Genomic DNA, 18,446 nt, shown 5'->3' with positions numbered 1-18,446 from the left:
CAGGGTAACCACCGGACTCGATGCGCTATGCTATGATTCGCTGCCGCAGTTTGCAGGAAAGGACGATATTCCTGCCTTGGCTTAGGAATACCCCCAGTTGGCGGGGGACAATACAACATAATATGTGGTGAACGATGACGACGAGCTATCTGGCGTTTCCTCAGTTTGATCCAGTGATTTTTTCAATCGGCCCGGTGGCGCTGCACTGGTATGGATTGATGTATTTGGTTGGTTTTGTGTTTGCCATGTGGTTGGCGGGGCGGCGGGCGAACAAACCAGGCAGTGGCTGGAAAAAAGATGAAGTCGAAAACCTGCTTTATATGGGATTTCTCGGCGTCTTTGTTGGCGGACGTCTGGGCTATGTCCTGTTTTATGCGTTCCCTTCGTTCCTGGAAAATCCCCTCTATCTGTTTAAAGTCTGGGATGGCGGTATGTCGTTCCACGGTGGTTTAGTCGGTGTGATTTGCGTGATGTTGTGGTTCGCACGGAGAACAAAACGCCATTTTTTCCAAGTGTCAGATTTTATTGCTCCGCTGATCCCCTTTGGCTTGGGCGCAGGGCGTCTTGGCAACTTTATTAACGGTGAACTGTGGGGAAGAGTGACAACCAGTACACCTTGGGCGATGTTGTTTCCTGGATCACGGAGTGAAGATCTGGAACTGGCGGTCAGTAATCCCCAGTGGCAGGAGATTTTCAATCAATACGGTATGCTGCCAAGACACCCTTCCCAACTGTATCAAATGCTACTCGAAGGTGTGCTGCTGTTTATTCTTTTGAACCTGTTTATTCGTAAACCCCGTCCGATGGGGAGCGTTTCAGGGCTTTTCCTGATTGGTTACGGCACGTTTCGAATTATTTCGGAATTCTTCCGCCAGCCGGATGCACAGTTGGGGCTGTTCGGTGATGTCATTAGTATGGGGCAAATTCTTTCTTTACCGATGGTGATCGCTGGCGTTCTGATGATGATGTGGGCGTATCGTCGTAAGTCGGCATAATCGGTCATGGTCGGTCGTCATTATTTAATCTTTGTGGTGAGGTAGTATGAAACAGTATCTGGATCTGATGAAAAAAGTGTTGGATGAGGGAACGCCGAAGGCGGACCGTACCGGCACTGGCACCCGCTCGATTTTCGGTCATCAGATGCGTTTCAATTTACAGGAAGGTTTTCCACTGGTCACAACCAAACGCTGTCATCTGCGTTCCATTATCCATGAACTGCTGTGGTTCCTGAATGGCGATACCAATGTTGCGTATTTGCATGAGAATAAGGTGAGCATTTGGGATGAGTGGGCGGATGAGAACGGCGATCTTGGCCCGGTATACGGGAAACAGTGGCGATCGTGGGGGGCTGCCGATGGTCGCCAAATCGACCAGCTAAAAAACGTACTTACGCAGTTGAAACAGGATCCAGATTCACGTCGTATCATTGTATCGGCATGGAACGTCGGTGAGTTAGATAAAATGGCGTTGGCGCCGTGCCATGCTTTTTTTCAGTTCTATGTGGCCGACGGTAAATTATCCTGCCAGTTATACCAGCGTTCGTGTGATGTGTTCCTGGGGTTGCCATTCAATATCGCCAGTTACGCATTGTTAGTGCATATGGTGGCACAACAGTGTGATTTGGCGGTGGGTGACTTTGTTTGGACAGGGGGAGATACGCATCTTTATAACAATCATATGGATCAGACTCACCTGCAATTAAGCCGTGAACCGCGTGCGTTGCCAAAGTTGGTCATTAAGCGTCGGCCAGATACGTTATTTGATTATCGTTTCGAAGATTTTGAGATTGAAGGTTACGATCCTCATCCGGCGATTAAAGCGCCAGTAGCCATTTGATTGGCAACTTAGATGAAAAATGGCCGCGTTTGCGGCCATTTTTTTGATATCCCTTTCGCCTCGTTTATGGTTTCACCGAATGAGGCACTCAGGTATTACGGTGGGGAATTTCAAATCGTGGTGACACCAGTCCATAGAGTGTCCAGCCCAGGAATGTCACGATAGCCCCATACATCATGGCTTCCTCGCCGGAGGAATACAACGCATAGAAACTATAGATTGCCCCTGCCAATGCAATTGCGTTTGTGGTGCGAGCCTTCCCATTAGCCACATTAGCTTGTTTCTGGATGATACAGACCGCAGCCATGGAGAGGATATAAGGGATGATGTTGGTCACAACAGCCAAATTGACCAATACGTTGAATTGTTTATTCAGTGATGGGCTGATAGTCAGCAAGGACAACAGCGACTGAATAATAACAATGGCCAACATGCCTTGTACCGGCGCATCAAACTTATTGAGTTTAGAGAACAGTTTCGGGAAGAAACCGCTATCGGAAGAGGATTTAAATACCTGTGCAATAGTAAACTGCCATCCCAGCAATGAACCACAGCAAGACATGACCATCAGCGCCATGATGATTTTACCTACGGTCGGCGTAAACATTTGTGCGAAAGCCAGACCGAAAGGCGCAGTGGAGTTAGCCAGATCCATATTAGGTACGATACCGGCGATGACGTTAGTTGAAATAATATAAATAACGGCAGCGCCCAGCGTTCCCCCGAGAACAGCGATAGGAACGTTCTTTTCTGGATTATCGACGGCTTCTGAATTGGCGCATGCTGATTCCATACCCAAAAATGCCCATAAGGTCATCGCAATAGACGCACCAACGGCTTCAAAGGTCGGAACATTATGCGGATTCCAGGAAGCGACATACAATTCAGGGCTGAACCAGAACCAGCCGATTATGGATAGTCCGGCGACGGGAATGATTACCCCCCATACGGTGATACCACTGATTTGGCCAGTGATACGCGCACCCGCGAAGTTGGGGATCGTACAGATCCACAATACGCCAATGGTCGCCAGACCAATGCTGAGCGGGCTTAGACTGATTTCGAAAAATTCAGTACCGTACCCGACAGCGGAAATGGCAATAGCGACGTTGGCAATCAGCAACGATACCCCATAGGTATAATTCGCCATGAAATTACCGGATTTACCGAAAGTATATTCGGCATAACCGCCCATGCCACCACTCTTACGGCTGAACATCCCGCATTTGGCAAACGCGTAAGCCAGCGCCATTGAACCCACAGCCGTAACCAACCAGGAAACGATGGAGATCGTCCCCACTTCAGCTAATTTGGTTGGCAACATGATAATCCCTGAACCCATCATGTTGACGGCGGTCAGAATCGTGAGCTGTAGCACACTCATTTTATTTCTGGATTTACTCATCATCTGTTCCTTAACAAACAGGTCAGCGGAGAGAAATGATCTCCGCTGAGATCATTCTGATCAGGCGTTTCTGCCGACAGGTTCGTTTTTGATCACATAGCCGTAAGCGCGTTTGCGACCGTCTTCTTCCTGGATATAAACGCCTTGTAGCTCAGGTGCGAAACCTGGCAGGCGGTTAATTCCTTCTTCCAGCGCCAGGAAGTAGTGTTGCACCGGACCATTCCAACGTTCTCCCGGTACGACACACAGCACGCCCGGCGGATAAGGAAGGGCGCCTTCAGCGGCAATACGGCCTTCAATATCGGCGAGTGCAACCAGCTCAACATTGCCACGTACAAATTCGACGTTGGCTTTCTGCGGATTCATCACGGATTGTGGAAGGCAAGCTTTACGGAACATCTCTTTTTGCAACGTTTTTACATCATTTCTGACGTAAAGGTCGTGCATTTCCTGACAGAGCTGACGGATGGTATAACCACAATAACGTTCTTCGTGGTGACGATAAATGCTGGGAAGCACGTCAGAGAGTGGAGCATCTTCTTCTAACAGGCGCTCGAATTGGGCGATTAATGCGACCAGGTGGCGCATTTTTGCCATATCTTCAGCAGGGGTCATCAGGAACAAGATGGAGTTAAGATCGCATTTCTCCGGTACAATCCCGTTTTCACGCAGGTAGTTAGCCAGAATGGTGGCTGGTACACCAAATGCTTCGTATTCCCCGGTTTTGACATCAATGCCCGGAGTGGTCAGCATTAATTTGCATGGATCGACGAAATACTGATTTTTTTCGTAATTTTCAAATGAATGCCAACGTTCATTTGGTACGAAATTGAAGAAACGCAGGTCGTTAGCCATTTCTTCTGTTTCATACTCTTCCCATTTACGTCCATCGACTTCCGTTGGAATAAAGGGACGGATATGAGTACAGAGTTTCAACAGTAATTTACGTGTTTCAATCCCGTTTTTGACACATTCCATCCACATTTTCTTCCCGCTTTCGCCTTCGTGCATTCTGGCGTTAACATCCAATGCGGCAAAAAGTGGGTAGAAGGGGCTGGTTGAGGCATGCATCATAAAGGCATTATTCATACGTTTATGGTTAACGTAACGAGCTTGTCCTTTGATATGTTTGTCTTTTTTATGAATCTGAGACGTTTGTGAGAAGCCAGCCATTTGCTTGTGTACGGACTGAGTGACCAGAATGCCCGGATCGTTTTCGTTCAGTTCCAACAACAGAGGGGAACAGGCGTTCATCATTGGAATGAACTGCTCGTAGCCTACCCAGGCGGAGTCGAACAGGATGTAATCACACAGGTGGCCGATTTTATCGACAACTTGACGTGCGTTATAAATGGTACCGTCATAGGTGCCTAATTGGATTACAGCAAGTCTGAAAGGACGCTGTTCCGATTTCCGTTCAGGGGCGACTTCTGCAACCAATTCCCGCAGGTATTTCTCTTCAAAGCAATGAGCGTCAATCCCGCCGATAAATCCAAATGGGTTACGAGCTGTTTCCAGATAAACCGGTGTCGCACCAGCCTGAATCAGTGCGCCATGGTGGTTTGATTTATGGTTATTACGGTCAAATAAGACTAAGTCGCCGGGGCTTAACAGTGCGTTTAACACGACCTTATTTGAAGAAGATGTGCCGTTGAGAACGAAATAGGTTTTATCGGCGTTGAAGACTTTGGCTGCGTGCTGTTGGGCCAGGCAGGGTGCCCCTTCATGAATCAGCAGGTCGCCCATTGCCACATCTGCGTTACAAAGGTCGGAACGGAAAAGTGTTTCGCCAAAGTAATCAAAGAATTGTTGGCCGGTAGGATGACGACGGAAGAATTGTCCTCCCTGGTGTCCCGGACAGTCAAATGCGGTATATCCTTGTTCTACGTAATCGACCAGACGACCGAAGAAGGGGGGAAGCAGTTCGCTTTCGTATTTATCGGCTACGGACGCCAGTTGCTTACCGTAATAATCGGCATTACCGTCGTTCAATTCGAAAACGCCGCTGACGCGCAGTAGATCGCTCGCCGGAATATTTTCGCCCTGATTGACTGCAATGAAAACCGGTAGGTTGAATGCGGTTTTCTCTATCTTATCCAGCATGCCGGACGTTGCATCCTGTAAGGAAAGCACGGCGGCACAGACATCAATAAATGACGTATTTTTAATATCAATCGTTTCACGTTCGGTATTAAAACTGTGGGTAACATCTGAACTAACGGCTACTTTTAAATTAAGCTTAGCCATAATATCCTCTTTTTTTTATACAGCGGTGCCTATGCACGAAAATGAATTTGCATATAAGGGAAAAAACTTTTTTTTGCACGCACAGGGACGGTAAAGGAAATAAATAACCTTTACTTCGTTTCTGGCGAAAGCATGAGTATCTCTCTTCGAAAAAATAAATTATTTCGAATAATAAATGGTCTGATTAATGCGAAAAATATGTCTTACCCCAGACGATGTTACCGCCAGGCAAATTTTACACATGTATGAGAGAAAACGTGACCATCCTGAAAAGGGATACTCAGTTTTTAGGGGTAGGGTTATCTAGCGTTGAAGAGATGGAAGTCAAAACAGCTACGATGAGACATTTTCATAATATGCGTCGTTCGCCTGATGTGGGCAGATTTTCTGTTGTTGTTCTCCACTTTTTCCTCCTTATAACTATTCACTAAGTCTCATGACTCGAAGCCAGTATATTGCATAAAATATAAGTTTTTGTGATTTACTTCAAAAAAATATCTTCATTTTTAAATATCTATTCACTTTGTATTCATTTTTGACTGCATAAATAATGCATATTTTTTTATTATGGATGTTGATAAATGAGAGTGTTATGCAACACTTTTCCCTTTGTGGGTGATGCTAGTGCCTTTATTTTTACGTATGGCGCTCATTTTTCCGCTATTAAAGTAAATGAACTGTTAATGATGGTGTTTTTTATGTGGAATTAGCGAATGACTAGCTATGCAGTTAAAGTAAAACTATACGCAATGATATCGCCATTTTTTGTTCAAATATTTATTTTTTCCATTGATTAATTATTTTCGAGTAATAGGTTTGAGTCAAAAGACGGTTTTTATAAGCAATACTTAATATTGTGTGACGCTAGGCAGCGTAAAAGACATTCACTCTACGATTTGTTTAATGTATTCGCTTATTTCCACAAGAAAATAGAGTGTTTAATCTGCTTCTCGCAAGTTTTTTCCATTGTTACATCATTGCAATCACTCATTGCGTATTGGTACGCATAAAGACACAAATGCACTGTATTTAGCGCTAAAACACCTTAGTCTACCGGCATGAATATATCTTGTCGGGAACAGCAAGGGTTTACCTTGCTTGAAATTATCATCGTTTTAGCCATCGTTGCGTTACTGACTGGGGGTGGCATCCATACATGGGTTGATTACCAACAGGCTTTACGTCTGGAACAAAATGCACAACAGCTACTGGATTTTTTTAACCGGGTGCAGGCCAATGCCTATTGGCATAATCAAACGCGTTCGGCTCGTTTGATTCAACAAGGCGAACGATGGTGTATGGTCAGCGATGTCGAGCGCCAGAAAGGTGATGAAATGTGTCGTGAGGAGAATAATCGTCAGTATGTTCGTATGACCAAAGATGCGTCAGTGGCAAAGGCAACAAGTAATAGTTTTGCTTTTTATGGCCTGCGTAGTACCGCACAGGCTGGTCATATGACGTTGATGAGTCCGGCAGGGAAAATACGTCTGGTCATATCGGCTCGCGGACGTATGCGTTTGTGTAGTGAAGAACGTCCCGTTCTGGCGATCCCTTTATGTTAATAAATCGGGGGTTTACGATGCCTGAAATGCTGCTGGCGCTAAGCTTGAGCAGTCTGATTATGTTGTCTGCGGCACAATGGTATCCCATTCTTCGTAGCCAGAGTCAAAACAGTGCCCAGTATTTTCGTCTGGAGCAACTGCTTAGTGCTGTGGTTTCCGGCATTGAGAAAGATGTTCGTCGTGCGGGTTTCTGCGCCGGAGAATGCCAAGGAACACCGATCTCGTTGGGGAATTACCCGGGAGAAAGCCCGAACAGTTGCCTCAATGTCTCCTACGATCTGAATCGTAATGGTGTATGGGATGGGGGAACCATGCAGGAAGAGGAGTCATTCGGTTATCGCCTGCGTGCTGGCGCGTTGGAGATCCAAAGCGGGGCACATAATTGTCATGGCGATCGCTGGGAGAAGCTTTTTGATCCACAAGAGGTCACACTAACGCATTTTCATGTACAGACTTTGTCGGGTCTTTCAGCGCGCAGGATGTATGAGGTGCGATTAAGCGGGTTTTGGACAAAGCGCCCTGTGATTAAGCGTACGGTTACCCGTTTGATTTTGGGTAGAAACCAATGAACAGAAAAAAGCAGTCTGGGAGCAGTACGTTGGTTATGGTGATGCTGATTTCCATTATGGGGCTAATTCTCATGTCTGGCCTACAGCGCCAGCTTGATGCCACGGTACAGATGGGAAATGATGAGCGCCACTATCTACGAGCATTTAATCAGGCTCTATCTTCTCTAAGCTGGGGGATGAATGTTGGCTGGCCCCCATTACAGGATAGCTGGACGTGTCAGAAAATGGCGACAGATATGCTGAATGTATGCCTGAAAAAATCCACCAGTGAAGGGGTAGGTATCTTGCGTGGGGAAGGCGTGCTACCGTTCCAGAGTCGGCCACTCTTCTTGTATCAGCGAGTTGTGTTGTCTGGTATGGCATCCGATCGTCTTACACTCCAGTTTGCTTCCCGTGGATGGCTTGATTTTTGTCCGGATAAAGAGGCTGAACGTTGTGATGAGCCAGAGTAATACCTTAAGCATGAGGCAGTTACCTCTACAATGTGGTTTCAGTTTGGTAGAGACGCTAGTTGCCGCACTGTTGCTGACCGTATCACTGTTGGGGTTATTACAGTACCACCAGGTATTGCAGGAATCTTTCTTGCATCAATGGCAGCAACGTCAGGCGTGGCAGCAGGTAGTACAGCAGTTGGAAGCGTATGATGCGGGAGTCACGTACACTATGGGGTTTAACGACAATACGGGACCCAGTCATGGGGTGAATGGCAATAGCGCTTCTGTTATCGCGAGTGAACGAGGGTGGCAGTCCAGTTTGTCGGAACAAAGGATAACGGCAGAATGTCGAAAAGTGACGGCAACCATGATTACACCGAGAAATTATCAGGCACAGCTTACCCGTTGGTTTTGCCAGTCTGCACAATCAGCTAGTGAATAATACGCAATATATAGTGGCATAACAGGAGCCAGAATGTTTACGGTTTATCATTCTAACCAGTTGGATATTTTAAAAAGGCTGATGGTTGAGCTAATTAAACGTCAGCCGCTTCAGGATCCTTTTCAACAGGAAGTGATTCTGGTGCAAAGCCCGGGAATGGCACAGTGGTTGCAGATTGAACTTGCTGAACATTTTGGTATCGCGGCCAACCTTCAGTTTCCATTACCGGGTGCTTTTTTGTGGGATATGTGTCGCCATGTTTTGCCTGATATTCCAAAAGAAAGCGCCTTCAGCAAAGAGGCGATGACCTGGAAGCTGATGCATTTGCTGCCAGAACAGTTGGAACACCCTGAGTTTATTCCATTACGGCACTATCTTCAGGATGATGACGATCGGCGCAAGCGGTATCAGCTTGCCGGACGAGTGGCTGATCTCTTCGATCAGTACTTGATCTATCGCCCCCTATGGATTGCACAATGGCAGGCGGGGCATCTGGTCGATGGGCTGGGTGGCAATCAGCCTTGGCAAGCGGCTCTGTGGCGTGCATTGGTTGATTACACTCAGGTTTTACAACAGCCAGAATGGCATCATGCGAGCCTGTATCAGCGCTTCATTCTATCGTTAGAACAGGCAAAAAGCTGCCCGGCGGAGCTCCCACCGCGTGTTTTCATCTGTGGCATCTCTGCCTTACCGCCGATCTATTTACAGGCGTTGCGAGCACTGGCTCGTCATATTGATGTGCACTTGCTGTTTACTAATCCTTGCCGCAATTACTGGAGTGACATTCAGGATTACAAGTTTCTTGCCACGCTGAAAAACCGCTCTCGTCGTTTGCATCGCTGGGACGACGCCCAGCCTGAAAATCATCGTCCATTATTTCATGATCGACAACAGGTTGAAGGATTATTCAATGCGGTAGGGGAGCAACAACTCAATAACCCATTACTGGCATCCTGGGGAAAACTAGGCCGCGACCATTTGTACCTTTTAGCCGAGCTTGATGCGGTACAAGAAGTGGATGCGTTTGTGGAATTAGATGCTGATAACCTGTTACAAACGTTACAACGCGATATTTTAGAATTGGAAGATCACGCGGTTGTGGCGGTTAGTTCACAGACATTGGAAACCAGCACAAAGAAACGTTTGTTGGAGGGAGATGATCGTTCGGTGGATGTGCATGCTTGCCACAGTCCACAGCGAGAGGTTGAGGTTTTGCACGATCAAATCTTGTCCATGATGGCCGATGATCCGGATCTCACACCGCGCGATATCATCGTGATGATGGCAGATATAGACAGCTATACGCCATCTATCCAAGCCGTATTTGGTAATGCCCCAGCAGAGCGCTATTTGCCTTTTGCTATTTCCGATCAACGGGCTCGCCATGCTCATCCCGCACTTCAGGCGGTTATTAGCCTGTTAGATTTACCCACTAGCCGTTTTACTGCCGAGCAGGTTTTGGCATTGCTCGAAGTGCCGGCTCTGGCTGCTCGATTTGGTATTCAGGAAGAAGGATTGCGTCGTTTACGCTTGTGGGTTGTCGAATCTGGTATCCGTTGGGGATTGGATGACGATAACGTTCGTGAGCTGTCGTTGCCACCAACCGGGCAGCATACCTGGCGTTTTGGGCTGACGAGAATGCTATTGGGCTATGCAATGGATAGTCAGTCCGGTGATTGGCAGGGTGTCTTGCCTTATGATGAATCCAGTGGTTTGGTTGCTGAACTGGCCGGACAATTGGCTGAATTGCTGATGCAACTTAGCGAATGGCGTCAGCGTCTACGGCAGCCTCGTGCGCTGGTGGAATGGCTGCCTTTGTGTCGCCAATTGTTAGACACTTTTTTTGATGCGGATAGCGAAACAGAGGTTGCGCTGGCGTTGATAGAGAAGCAGTGGCGGCATGTACTTGATATGGGGTTGGCAGCCAGCTATCCACAGTCCGTACCTATTTCCCTGCTACGTGATGAACTGTCGTGCAAGCTCGATCAAGAGCGGCTTAGCCAGCGTTTTTTGGCGGGTTCTATTAATTTTTGTACGCTGATGCCCATGCGTTCTATTCCGTTTAAGGTTGTTTGCCTGCTGGGAATGAACGATGGCGTCTATCCGAGGACATTGCCGCCGCTTGGGTTTGATTTGATGGGGAAAAATCGTCAGCGCGGCGATCGTAGCCGACGTGATGACGATCGCTATCTGTTTTTGGAAGCGATGTTATCCGCACAGAACAAATTATATATCAGCTATATCGGCCGCTCGATACAGGATAATACCCGTCGTTACCCTTCAGTATTGGTGAGTGAGTTGATGGAATATATTGCGCAAAGCCATCATATGCCGGGGGATGAGACGCTTGATATTGATAGCAGTGCGGATCGTGTAATGCGTCATCTCTGTCATGAACACAGCCGGATGCCGTTTGATGCAGAAAATTTTTTGCCGGATCCGATACCACAGAGCTTTGCCGCTGAATGGCTTGCGGCGGCTAATCGACAAGGGCAATCACAGCCTGATTTTGATCGTGAACTTCCTTTACAGCACTATACCGAGATCACGCTGGATGATTTAAAACGTTTTTATCGACATCCGGTGCGGGCTTTCTTTCAGCTTCGGCTGGGTGTTAGTTTCATGCTGCAAAACGATGAGTTACTGGATGAAGAACCCTTTATTGTCGATAACCTGAGCCGCTACCAACTGAATACCGAGTTACTCAATACGCTGATTGTGCAAGGCGATCCTGACCAACTCTATCAGCGAATTCGTGCTGCGGGAGGGTTGCCTTTTGGTGCTTTTGGCGAACTTTACTGGCAGGCTCAACAAGAGGAAATGGCAGAACTGGCTACGCGTATACGTGAGGATATGACATCTGATACTGAGGATCGCCTGGAAGTGGATATCCAAATCGATGATGTGCATATCCGTGGCTGGCTGACTCAGGTACAGCACAATGGTTTGTTGCGCTGGCGGCCTGGAAAACTGTCCATGACGGATGGCATCCTATTGTGGCTGGAGCATCTGGTCTATTGCCTATCAGGCGGCCAAGGAGAGAGCCGCATGTACGGGCGTGAGAAATCCGCATGGCGGTTTGCCCCGATGCCGCAGGAGGTGGCTCAGTCATTTTTACAGCAAATGCTGGATGGTTATCAACAGGGAATGAATAAGCCATTGCTGTTACTCAACAAATCAGGCAGTGCGTGGTTAGCACAATGCTATGATCGTGAAAGTGATAGTATTCAATGGGATGATGATACGCAGAATAAGGCGCGCGCCAAATTGTTGTTAGCCTGGCAAGGTAATATCGGGTTGTCAGGTGAGGGGGAGGATGACTATCTGCTGCGAATTGTTCGTGAATTGGATGAAAGACGAATGAATGACATTATTGCCGCTGCGCAAACCTGGTTGTTACCACCCATTCGTTCTAATCTGGCTTGATTGATGTTGATGTCGTTATTGGAGAATTGCATGCGTAAACCGTTTGTCTGGATGGCCGGATTGTTTCTGGTGTTCACTTTCTGGCTTCCATTGAGTTGGGCTGATACAGGCTGGCAGCCTCTTGAGCAGACTATCCGTAAAAGTGAGAAAGATCCGCGGCAGTACCAGGCGATAAAACTGGATAATGGAATGACCGTTCTGTTGGTTTCCGATCCTCAGGCCACTAAATCCTTGGCGTCATTAGCCTTACCGATAGGTTCGCTTGACGATCCAAACCGTCAATTAGGGTTGGCGCATTACCTTGAGCATATGGTTTTGATGGGTTCGAAACGTTACCCAGAACCAGAAGCACTGTCTGAGTTTTTGAAAAAGCACGGTGGCAGTCATAACGCCAGCACAGCATCTTATCGTACGGCATTTTATCTTGAGGTGGAAAACGATGCATTACAGCCAGCGGTCGATCGTCTTGCGGATGCGATCGCTGAACCGTTACTCGATCCGGTGAATGCCGATCGTGAACGTAATGCTGTCAATGCTGAAATGACAATGGCGCGTTCCCGTGATGGTCATCGGATGGCGCAGGTCGGGGCAGAAACATTGAATCCTGAGCATCCCGGTGCGCGTTTTTCCGGCGGTAACCTGGAAACGCTCAGTGATAAGCCTGACAGTAAATTACATGATGAATTGGTGACGTTTTATCAGCGTTATTATTCTGCCAATCTGATGAAAGGGGTGATTTACAGCAATCAGCCATTGCCTGCATTGGCAAAACTGGCTTCACAGACATTTGGCCGTATTGCTAATCATCAGGCTCATGTTCCTGAGATTACGGTGCCTGTTGTGACGGAAAAGCAGCGCGGTTTGATGATCCATTATGTGCCTGCCCAACCGAGGAAACAGCTGCGCATTGAGTTTCGAGTTGATAACAACAGTCAGGCATTCCGTAGTAAAACAGATACCTATATTAGCTATTTGTTAGGGAATCGCAGTCAAAATACATTATCTGATTGGTTGCAAAAGGAAGGGTTGGTTGAATCAATCGGAGCAGGGGCCGATCCTGTCATTGATCGAAACGGCGGTATTTTTGCCATTTCGGCGTCGCTAACGGATAAAGGGTTAGCGCAGCGTGATGATGTTATTGCTGCGATATTCAGCTATTTGCAGCAGATCCGTCGTGAAGGTATCCAACAGCGTTATTTTGATGAAATCGCCCACGTGCTGGACTTGGATTTCCGCTATCCGTCTATCAGTCGTGATATGGATTATATCGAGTGGCTGGTTGACACTATGCTGCGAGTGCCGATTGAACATACATTAGATGCCATCTATCTGGCCGATCGATATGATCCTAAAGCTATAGCGGAACGTCTGGATGTCATGACGCCACAAAATGCTCGGATCTGGATGATCAGCCCAAATGAACCGCATGACAAGGTGGCTTATTTCGTCGATGCGCCTTATGCCGTGAATAAAATCCCAGACACAACCTTTGCCAAGTGGAAAGCGTTGGGGGCGAAAATTTCGCTGTCGCTCCCGACGACCAACCCTTATATCCCAGATGATTTTTCTTTGATTAAACCCGATACCGGTTTGACGCATCCTAAAATCCTGTTGGATGAACCAGGGTTGCGTGTGCTGTATATGCCAAGCCGTTATTTTGCCGATGAGCCTAAAGCCGAGATTACGCTGCTGCTGCGTAATCAGGATGCTCGTCATTCCGCGCGTAACCAAGTGTTGTTTGCGTTGAATGATTATTTGGCTGGCCTTGCGCTGGATGAACTGAGTTATCAGGCATCGGTTGGTGGAATTAGTTTTTCTACTAAAAGCAACGATGGTCTGGTGATCAATGCGAATGGCTATACTCAGCGTTTACCACAACTGCTGTTGGCGCTGATTGATGGTTATTCCTCATTTACTTCAACGGAAGAGCAGTTGGAGCAGGCCAAATCCTGGTATCTGCAAGAGTTGGAATCGGCAGAAACAGCAAAAGCGTTTGAACAGGCTATGCAGCCAATCCAGTCTTTATCTCAGCTCCCCTATATTGAGCGAGAAGAGCGGAAACGTTTGTTAAACGAGATCAAGTTACAGGAATTGGTTGATTATCGGCGTGATTTGCTGCAAAACGCGACGCCGGAAATGCTGGTTGTCGGTAATTTGCAGCCGGAGAAAGTGACTGAACTGGCGAAGACGCTGAAAGATCGTTTGAATTGTGGTGGTGAAACACTGTGGCGTGGTAATGAAGTCAGAATCGCTCAGTCACAACGCGCCAACCTGCAACGGGCCGGCAGTAGCACTGATTCCGCGTTAGCCGCTGTTTATATCCCTACCGGTTATTCGGAAACGCAAAGCATGGCGTACAGTTCCGTACTGGGGCAGATTATTCAACCGTGGTTCTATAGCCAATTGAGAACAGAAGAGCAGCTTGGCTATGCGGTATTTGCTTTCCCGATCTCCATCGGACGGCAGTGGGGAATGGGTTTCCTGTTGCAGAGCAACAGCAAGCAGCCAGCCTATTTATATCAACGTTATCAGGATTTCTATCAGAAAGCAGAAACACGGTTGCGTGGTATGAAAGCGGAGGAGTTTGAACAATATAAACAGGGCGTCATTAATGAACTGAATCAACGTCCGCAAACATTAGGTCAGGAAATTAGCAGATTACGTAATGACCTGGATCGGGAAAACTTTGCGTTTGATACGCGTGAAAGGTTAATTGATGAAATTAAGCCACTGACGGTAGAACAACTGGCTGATTTCTTCCAGCAAGCGTTGAAGCCAACAGGATTGGCGGTATTGTCGCAGGTTTCCGGCAGTCACCATGGCCAGTCGGAGTATGCGACGGTGCAAGGGTGGCAAACCTATCCGAATGCCTCTTCATTACAGGATACACTCCCTGTCGAGAAGGCGCCGATGGTAAACGCGGATAATACCGCCAATAAGGTGATAGCCAAATGAAGCAAGCCGTGCCGCAATCACTCAATGTTATGACGTTACCACTTTTGGGGGAACGGTTGATTGAGGCATCGGCGGGTACAGGTAAAACCTATACGCTGGCGGCACTGTACCTGCGTTTATTGCTGGGGTTAGGGAAACAATCCGCCTATCCTCGACCGTTACTGGTCGAGGAGATTCTGGTTGTTACCTTTACGGAGGCGGCAACAGAGGAACTGCGTGAGCGTATTCGCGAGAAAATTCACGCGTTGCGCATTGCCTGTCTCCGGGGTGAGAGCGACGATCCCTTGCTGATGAATTTATTGCGTGAAATTCCAGATTGCTTAGGCGCGTCAGAGGTGTTGCTGTCAGCCGAACGGCAGATGGATGAAGCATCAATTCACACAATTCATGGCTTCTGCCAGCGGATATTGAGTACGAATGCGTTTGAATCTGGCGTTCTGTTTGAACAGACGTTGCTCGAGGACGAGCAACCTTTACGCCGCCAGGCTTGCGCTGATTTTTGGCGTCGTTATTGCTATCCGTTGCCAATAGATGTAGCACGCGTTGTCAGTCAGGAATGGAAAGGGCCAGAACATTTACTCGCTGACCTAACGCCTTATCTACAGGGCGAAAGCCCGGTTTTTCGTCATCCTCCAGATGACAATGAAACGTTATTGAGCCGCCATCAACGCATTATTGCGGTTATTGATGCCGTTAAACAACAGTGGTTAGCTTCGGTGTCGGAATTGGAAGCGCTGATTAGTTCATCTGGCGTAGATAAGCGTAGTTACAGCAGTAAGCACTTACCTAACTGGTTGCAGAAAGTGACGCAATGGGCGAAGCAGCCGACGCAGGATTACCAATTACCAAACGATCTGGAAAGATTTAGTCAGCGGGTTTTGTCTGAAAAAACCAAGAAGGGAGAAGCCCCTGAGCATACGGTATTTAGCGCCGTCGAGCAGTTATTGGATACGTCACTTTCTCTGCGTGATGTGGTGATCGTTCGAGCGCTGAGAGAAATTCGTCAATCGATGCGAGAGGAAAAACGCCAGCGTGCAGAATTGGGGTTTGATGATTTGCTTAGCCGCCTGGATGATGCGTTACAACAGCCTGAAGGTAAGCAGTTGGCTCAATCGGTACGGGAACGCTACCCCGTTGCGATGATCGATGAATTTCAGGATACTGACCCTCAGCAATATCGTATTTTTCGTTCTCTCTATGGCGATCAGCCCCAGTGTGGGCTGTTACTGATTGGTGATCCCAAGCAGGCGATCTATGCATTCCGCGGTGCGGATATTTTTACCTATATGCGAGCTCGTTCTGAAGTAAGTGCACACTATACGTTGGGAGTAAACTGGCGTTCTTCACATCAGATGGTGCATGCGGTAAATCGCCTCTTTCAGCGTCTTGAATCTCCCTTTATTTTTGAAGAAATTCCTTTCCTGGCTGTTGAGCCTGCGGCACCTAAACGCGATCTGGCATTTGAGGTCGAGGGTGTTGTTCAGCCTGCACTGCAATTTTGGCTGACAGGTGAAGAAACGATCGGTGTGGGTGATTATCAGCAGCGAATGGCGCGGCAATGTGCGCAGCAGATTCGTGACTGGCTGGCTGCCAGCCAGCGTGATGAGGCATGGCTGAGTACCGGTAAAGGGCGTCGCCAGGTACAGGCATCGGATATGAGTGTGCTGGTGCGCAGTCGTCATGAAGCGGCGCTGGTGCGTGAAGCGTTAGCACGGCTTGCTATCCCCTCTGTCTATCTTTCTAACCGTGATAGCGTGTTCTCGACGCCGGAAGCGCGCGATATCTTGTGGGTTTTGCAAGCGGTATTGGCCCCTGAGCAAGAGAGAACATTGCGCAGTGCCATGGCGACTTCGCTGATAGGGTTGGATGCGCCGATGCTGGATGCATTGGGGCGTAGTGAGGACGATTGGGATGCGCTGGTAGAGGAATTCGCCAGCTACCGTTTACTGTGGCGACTGCGTGGTGTGTTACCGATGCTACGTGCTCTTATGAGCCGGCATCAGTTGGCGGAGAACTTGCTTGCCAGCAATGATGGCGAACGGAGATTGACCGATGTTCTGCATATTGGTGAACTCTTGCAGGATGCCTCATCGGATCTGGATAGCGAGCATGCCTTGGTTCGCTGGCTGTCGCAGCAGATTGTCCAGCCGAATCCACAAGCGGAAAATCAGCAGCTACGTTTGGAAAGCGATCGCCATCTGGTGCAGATTGTGACGATTCATAAATCGAAAGGACTTGAGTACCCGCTAGTCTGGCTGCCTTTTATCAGCAACTTTCGGATTCAGGAACAGGGGATCTATCACGACAGAAGCAGCTATCAGGCTTTGCTTGATTTAAATAGCAGTGAAGACAGCCTGGCACTGGCAGAAGAAGAACGATTGGCGGAGGATTTACGTCTGCTGTATGTGGCGCTGACTCGTTCAATTTATCATTGCAGTGTGGGCGTCGCGCCATTGCAACGTTCACGTAAAAAAAGTGAAAGCAGCGATATGCATCAGAGCGCCCTGGGCTACTTGCTTCAGCGAGGCAAAGAGGCGAGTGCGGCGGAGTTGTTGGCGGAACTTGATGGGATGGCGGGCGAAGGGGTGTCGCTAACGCTTATTCAATCCGATCATGAACAACCGTGGCAACCTGATGAACCTGTGCCGGTTGCTTTACTGGCTCGTCGTTGTGAATGGCTATGGCGTGATGGTTGGCGGATGACCAGTTATTCAGGTTTGCAGCAGCACACGGCGTCTGTGGTACAGGATATTATTCCTCGACTGGATATTGAGGCAATGGGAGCGTGGCGGGAAGAGCCAGACGCACAGTTTACTCCGCATACTTTCCCGCGAGGTGCGAGTCCGGGAACATTTTTGCATAGTCTTTTTGAATCGATCGATTTTACCCAATCAATAGATGATGAATGGCTGGCAGAGCAGCTTCAGTTGCAAGGTCTGGATGATGTCTGGCACCCGGTGCTACGTTCATGGATGGACGCCGTGTTGACCACTCCGCTCAATGATGACGGTATTGTGCTGTCTGCTTTGGCACGTCAGCATAAGCGTGTTGAGTTGCAGTTTTACTTGCCGATTGAGGCACCATTGCAGGCGGCGCAACTTGACGCCTTGACGAAACGTTATGATCCGCTATCAGCACAGTGCCCTCCACTGTTATTCCAACAGGTAGAAGGCATGCTGAAAGGGTTTATTGATTTAGTGTTCCGCTGGGAAGGTCGTTATTACCTGCTGGATTATAAGTCCAATTGGTTGGGCGCAGATGCAAGTGCTTACACACAATCTGCCATGATGTATGCAATGGCTGAGCATCGTTACGACTTGCAATACCAACTATATAGCCTGGCGTTACATCGTTATTTGCGTCACCGCATTGCTGATTACGACTACGAACGGCATTTTGGTGGTGTATTTTACCTGTTTTTACGGGGTATCGATGCTCGTTACTCTGGCAATGGCGTGTTTTATTGCCGTCCACTGGCTGATTTTGTTACCCAGTTGGATCGGCTGTTCCGGGGAAGGGAAAGAGAAGAGGGTGATACGCCATGACCGCTACCGCTGTAACGACGCTCGC

The 18,446-nt window shown here is 48.1% G+C and carries 12 protein-coding genes; 9 read left to right on the top strand and 3 right to left on the bottom strand.

Going from position 1 to position 18,446, the window contains the following annotated elements:
* The first annotated feature begins 134 nt into the window (after window positions 1-134).
* Complete coding sequence (gene lgt, locus ACKPVM_RS13515) at window positions 135-995, top strand: prolipoprotein diacylglyceryl transferase (protein WP_409309711.1); 861 nt, start codon at window positions 135-137, stop codon at window positions 993-995.
* Window positions 996-1,041: 46 nt separating this feature from the next.
* Window positions 1,042-1,836, top strand: a complete 795-nt coding sequence (gene thyA / locus ACKPVM_RS13510; protein WP_409309710.1) for a thymidylate synthase — start codon at window positions 1,042-1,044, stop codon at window positions 1,834-1,836.
* Between the two features lie 88 nt (window positions 1,837-1,924).
* Here the strand turns inward: thyA and potE are convergent, their stop codons facing one another.
* The 3 genes from potE to speFL all read right to left on the bottom strand — a co-directional run bounded on the left by potE (window position 1,925) and on the right by speFL (window position 5,892).
* On the bottom strand, window positions 1,925-3,241 hold the full coding sequence (gene potE / locus ACKPVM_RS13505) for a putrescine-ornithine antiporter (protein ID WP_409309708.1): 1,317 nt from the start codon (window positions 3,239-3,241) through the stop codon (window positions 1,925-1,927).
* Window positions 3,242-3,301: 60 nt separating this feature from the next.
* Window positions 3,302-5,488, bottom strand: a complete 2,187-nt coding sequence (speF, locus tag ACKPVM_RS13500; protein ID WP_409309706.1) for an ornithine decarboxylase SpeF — start codon at window positions 5,486-5,488, stop codon at window positions 3,302-3,304.
* A gap of 299 nt (window positions 5,489-5,787) precedes the next feature.
* Window positions 5,788-5,892 carry a leader peptide SpeFL gene (gene speFL, locus ACKPVM_RS13495; RefSeq protein ID WP_409309794.1) on the bottom strand — a complete coding sequence of 35 codons (105 nt, stop codon included), beginning with the start codon at window positions 5,890-5,892 and terminating at the stop codon, window positions 5,788-5,790.
* A gap of 654 nt (window positions 5,893-6,546) precedes the next feature.
* On the opposite strand from speFL, the gene ACKPVM_RS13490 reads away from it, so the two are divergent.
* From ACKPVM_RS13490 to recB, 7 genes are read left to right on the top strand one after another with little or no spacing between them, the layout of a single operon-like run.
* Window positions 6,547-7,050 carry a prepilin peptidase-dependent protein gene (locus tag ACKPVM_RS13490; RefSeq protein WP_409309704.1) on the top strand — a complete coding sequence of 168 codons (504 nt, stop codon included), beginning with the start codon at window positions 6,547-6,549 and terminating at the stop codon, window positions 7,048-7,050.
* Entirely contained in the window at window positions 7,044-7,619 is a 576-nt protein-coding gene (locus ACKPVM_RS13485; protein ID WP_409309703.1) for a prepilin peptidase-dependent protein, read from the top strand. Before ACKPVM_RS13490 ends, ACKPVM_RS13485 begins: the two co-directional genes overlap by 7 nt.
* Entirely contained in the window at window positions 7,616-8,071 is a 456-nt protein-coding gene (locus ACKPVM_RS13480) for a YgdB family protein (RefSeq protein ID WP_409309702.1), read from the top strand. The genes ACKPVM_RS13485 and ACKPVM_RS13480 overlap by 4 nt, the downstream gene beginning before the upstream one ends.
* Window positions 8,058-8,495, top strand: coding sequence for a prepilin-type N-terminal cleavage/methylation domain-containing protein (locus tag ACKPVM_RS13475; protein ID WP_409309700.1), 438 nt, complete (start codon window positions 8,058-8,060; stop codon window positions 8,493-8,495). The genes ACKPVM_RS13480 and ACKPVM_RS13475 overlap by 14 nt, the downstream gene beginning before the upstream one ends.
* A 33-nt stretch (window positions 8,496-8,528) precedes the next feature.
* Window positions 8,529-11,921: an exodeoxyribonuclease V subunit gamma gene (gene recC, locus ACKPVM_RS13470; protein ID WP_409309699.1), complete on the top strand. Its 3,393-nt coding sequence runs from the start codon at window positions 8,529-8,531 to the stop codon at window positions 11,919-11,921.
* Between the two features lie 30 nt (window positions 11,922-11,951).
* Window positions 11,952-14,876, top strand: a complete 2,925-nt coding sequence (gene ptrA, locus ACKPVM_RS13465; RefSeq protein ID WP_409309697.1) for a pitrilysin — start codon at window positions 11,952-11,954, stop codon at window positions 14,874-14,876.
* Window positions 14,873-18,421, top strand: coding sequence for an exodeoxyribonuclease V subunit beta (gene recB, locus ACKPVM_RS13460; protein ID WP_409309695.1), 3,549 nt, complete (start codon window positions 14,873-14,875; stop codon window positions 18,419-18,421). Before ptrA ends, recB begins: the two co-directional genes overlap by 4 nt.
* The last annotated feature ends 25 nt before the right edge of the window (window positions 18,422-18,446 follow it).

The organism is Pectobacterium hainanensis (genome assembly GCF_046237015.1).
In the GTDB taxonomy this organism is placed as follows: Bacteria; Pseudomonadota; Gammaproteobacteria; order Enterobacterales; family Enterobacteriaceae; genus JBJYIN01.
This window is presented reverse-complemented; position numbering and strand designations above follow the sequence as displayed.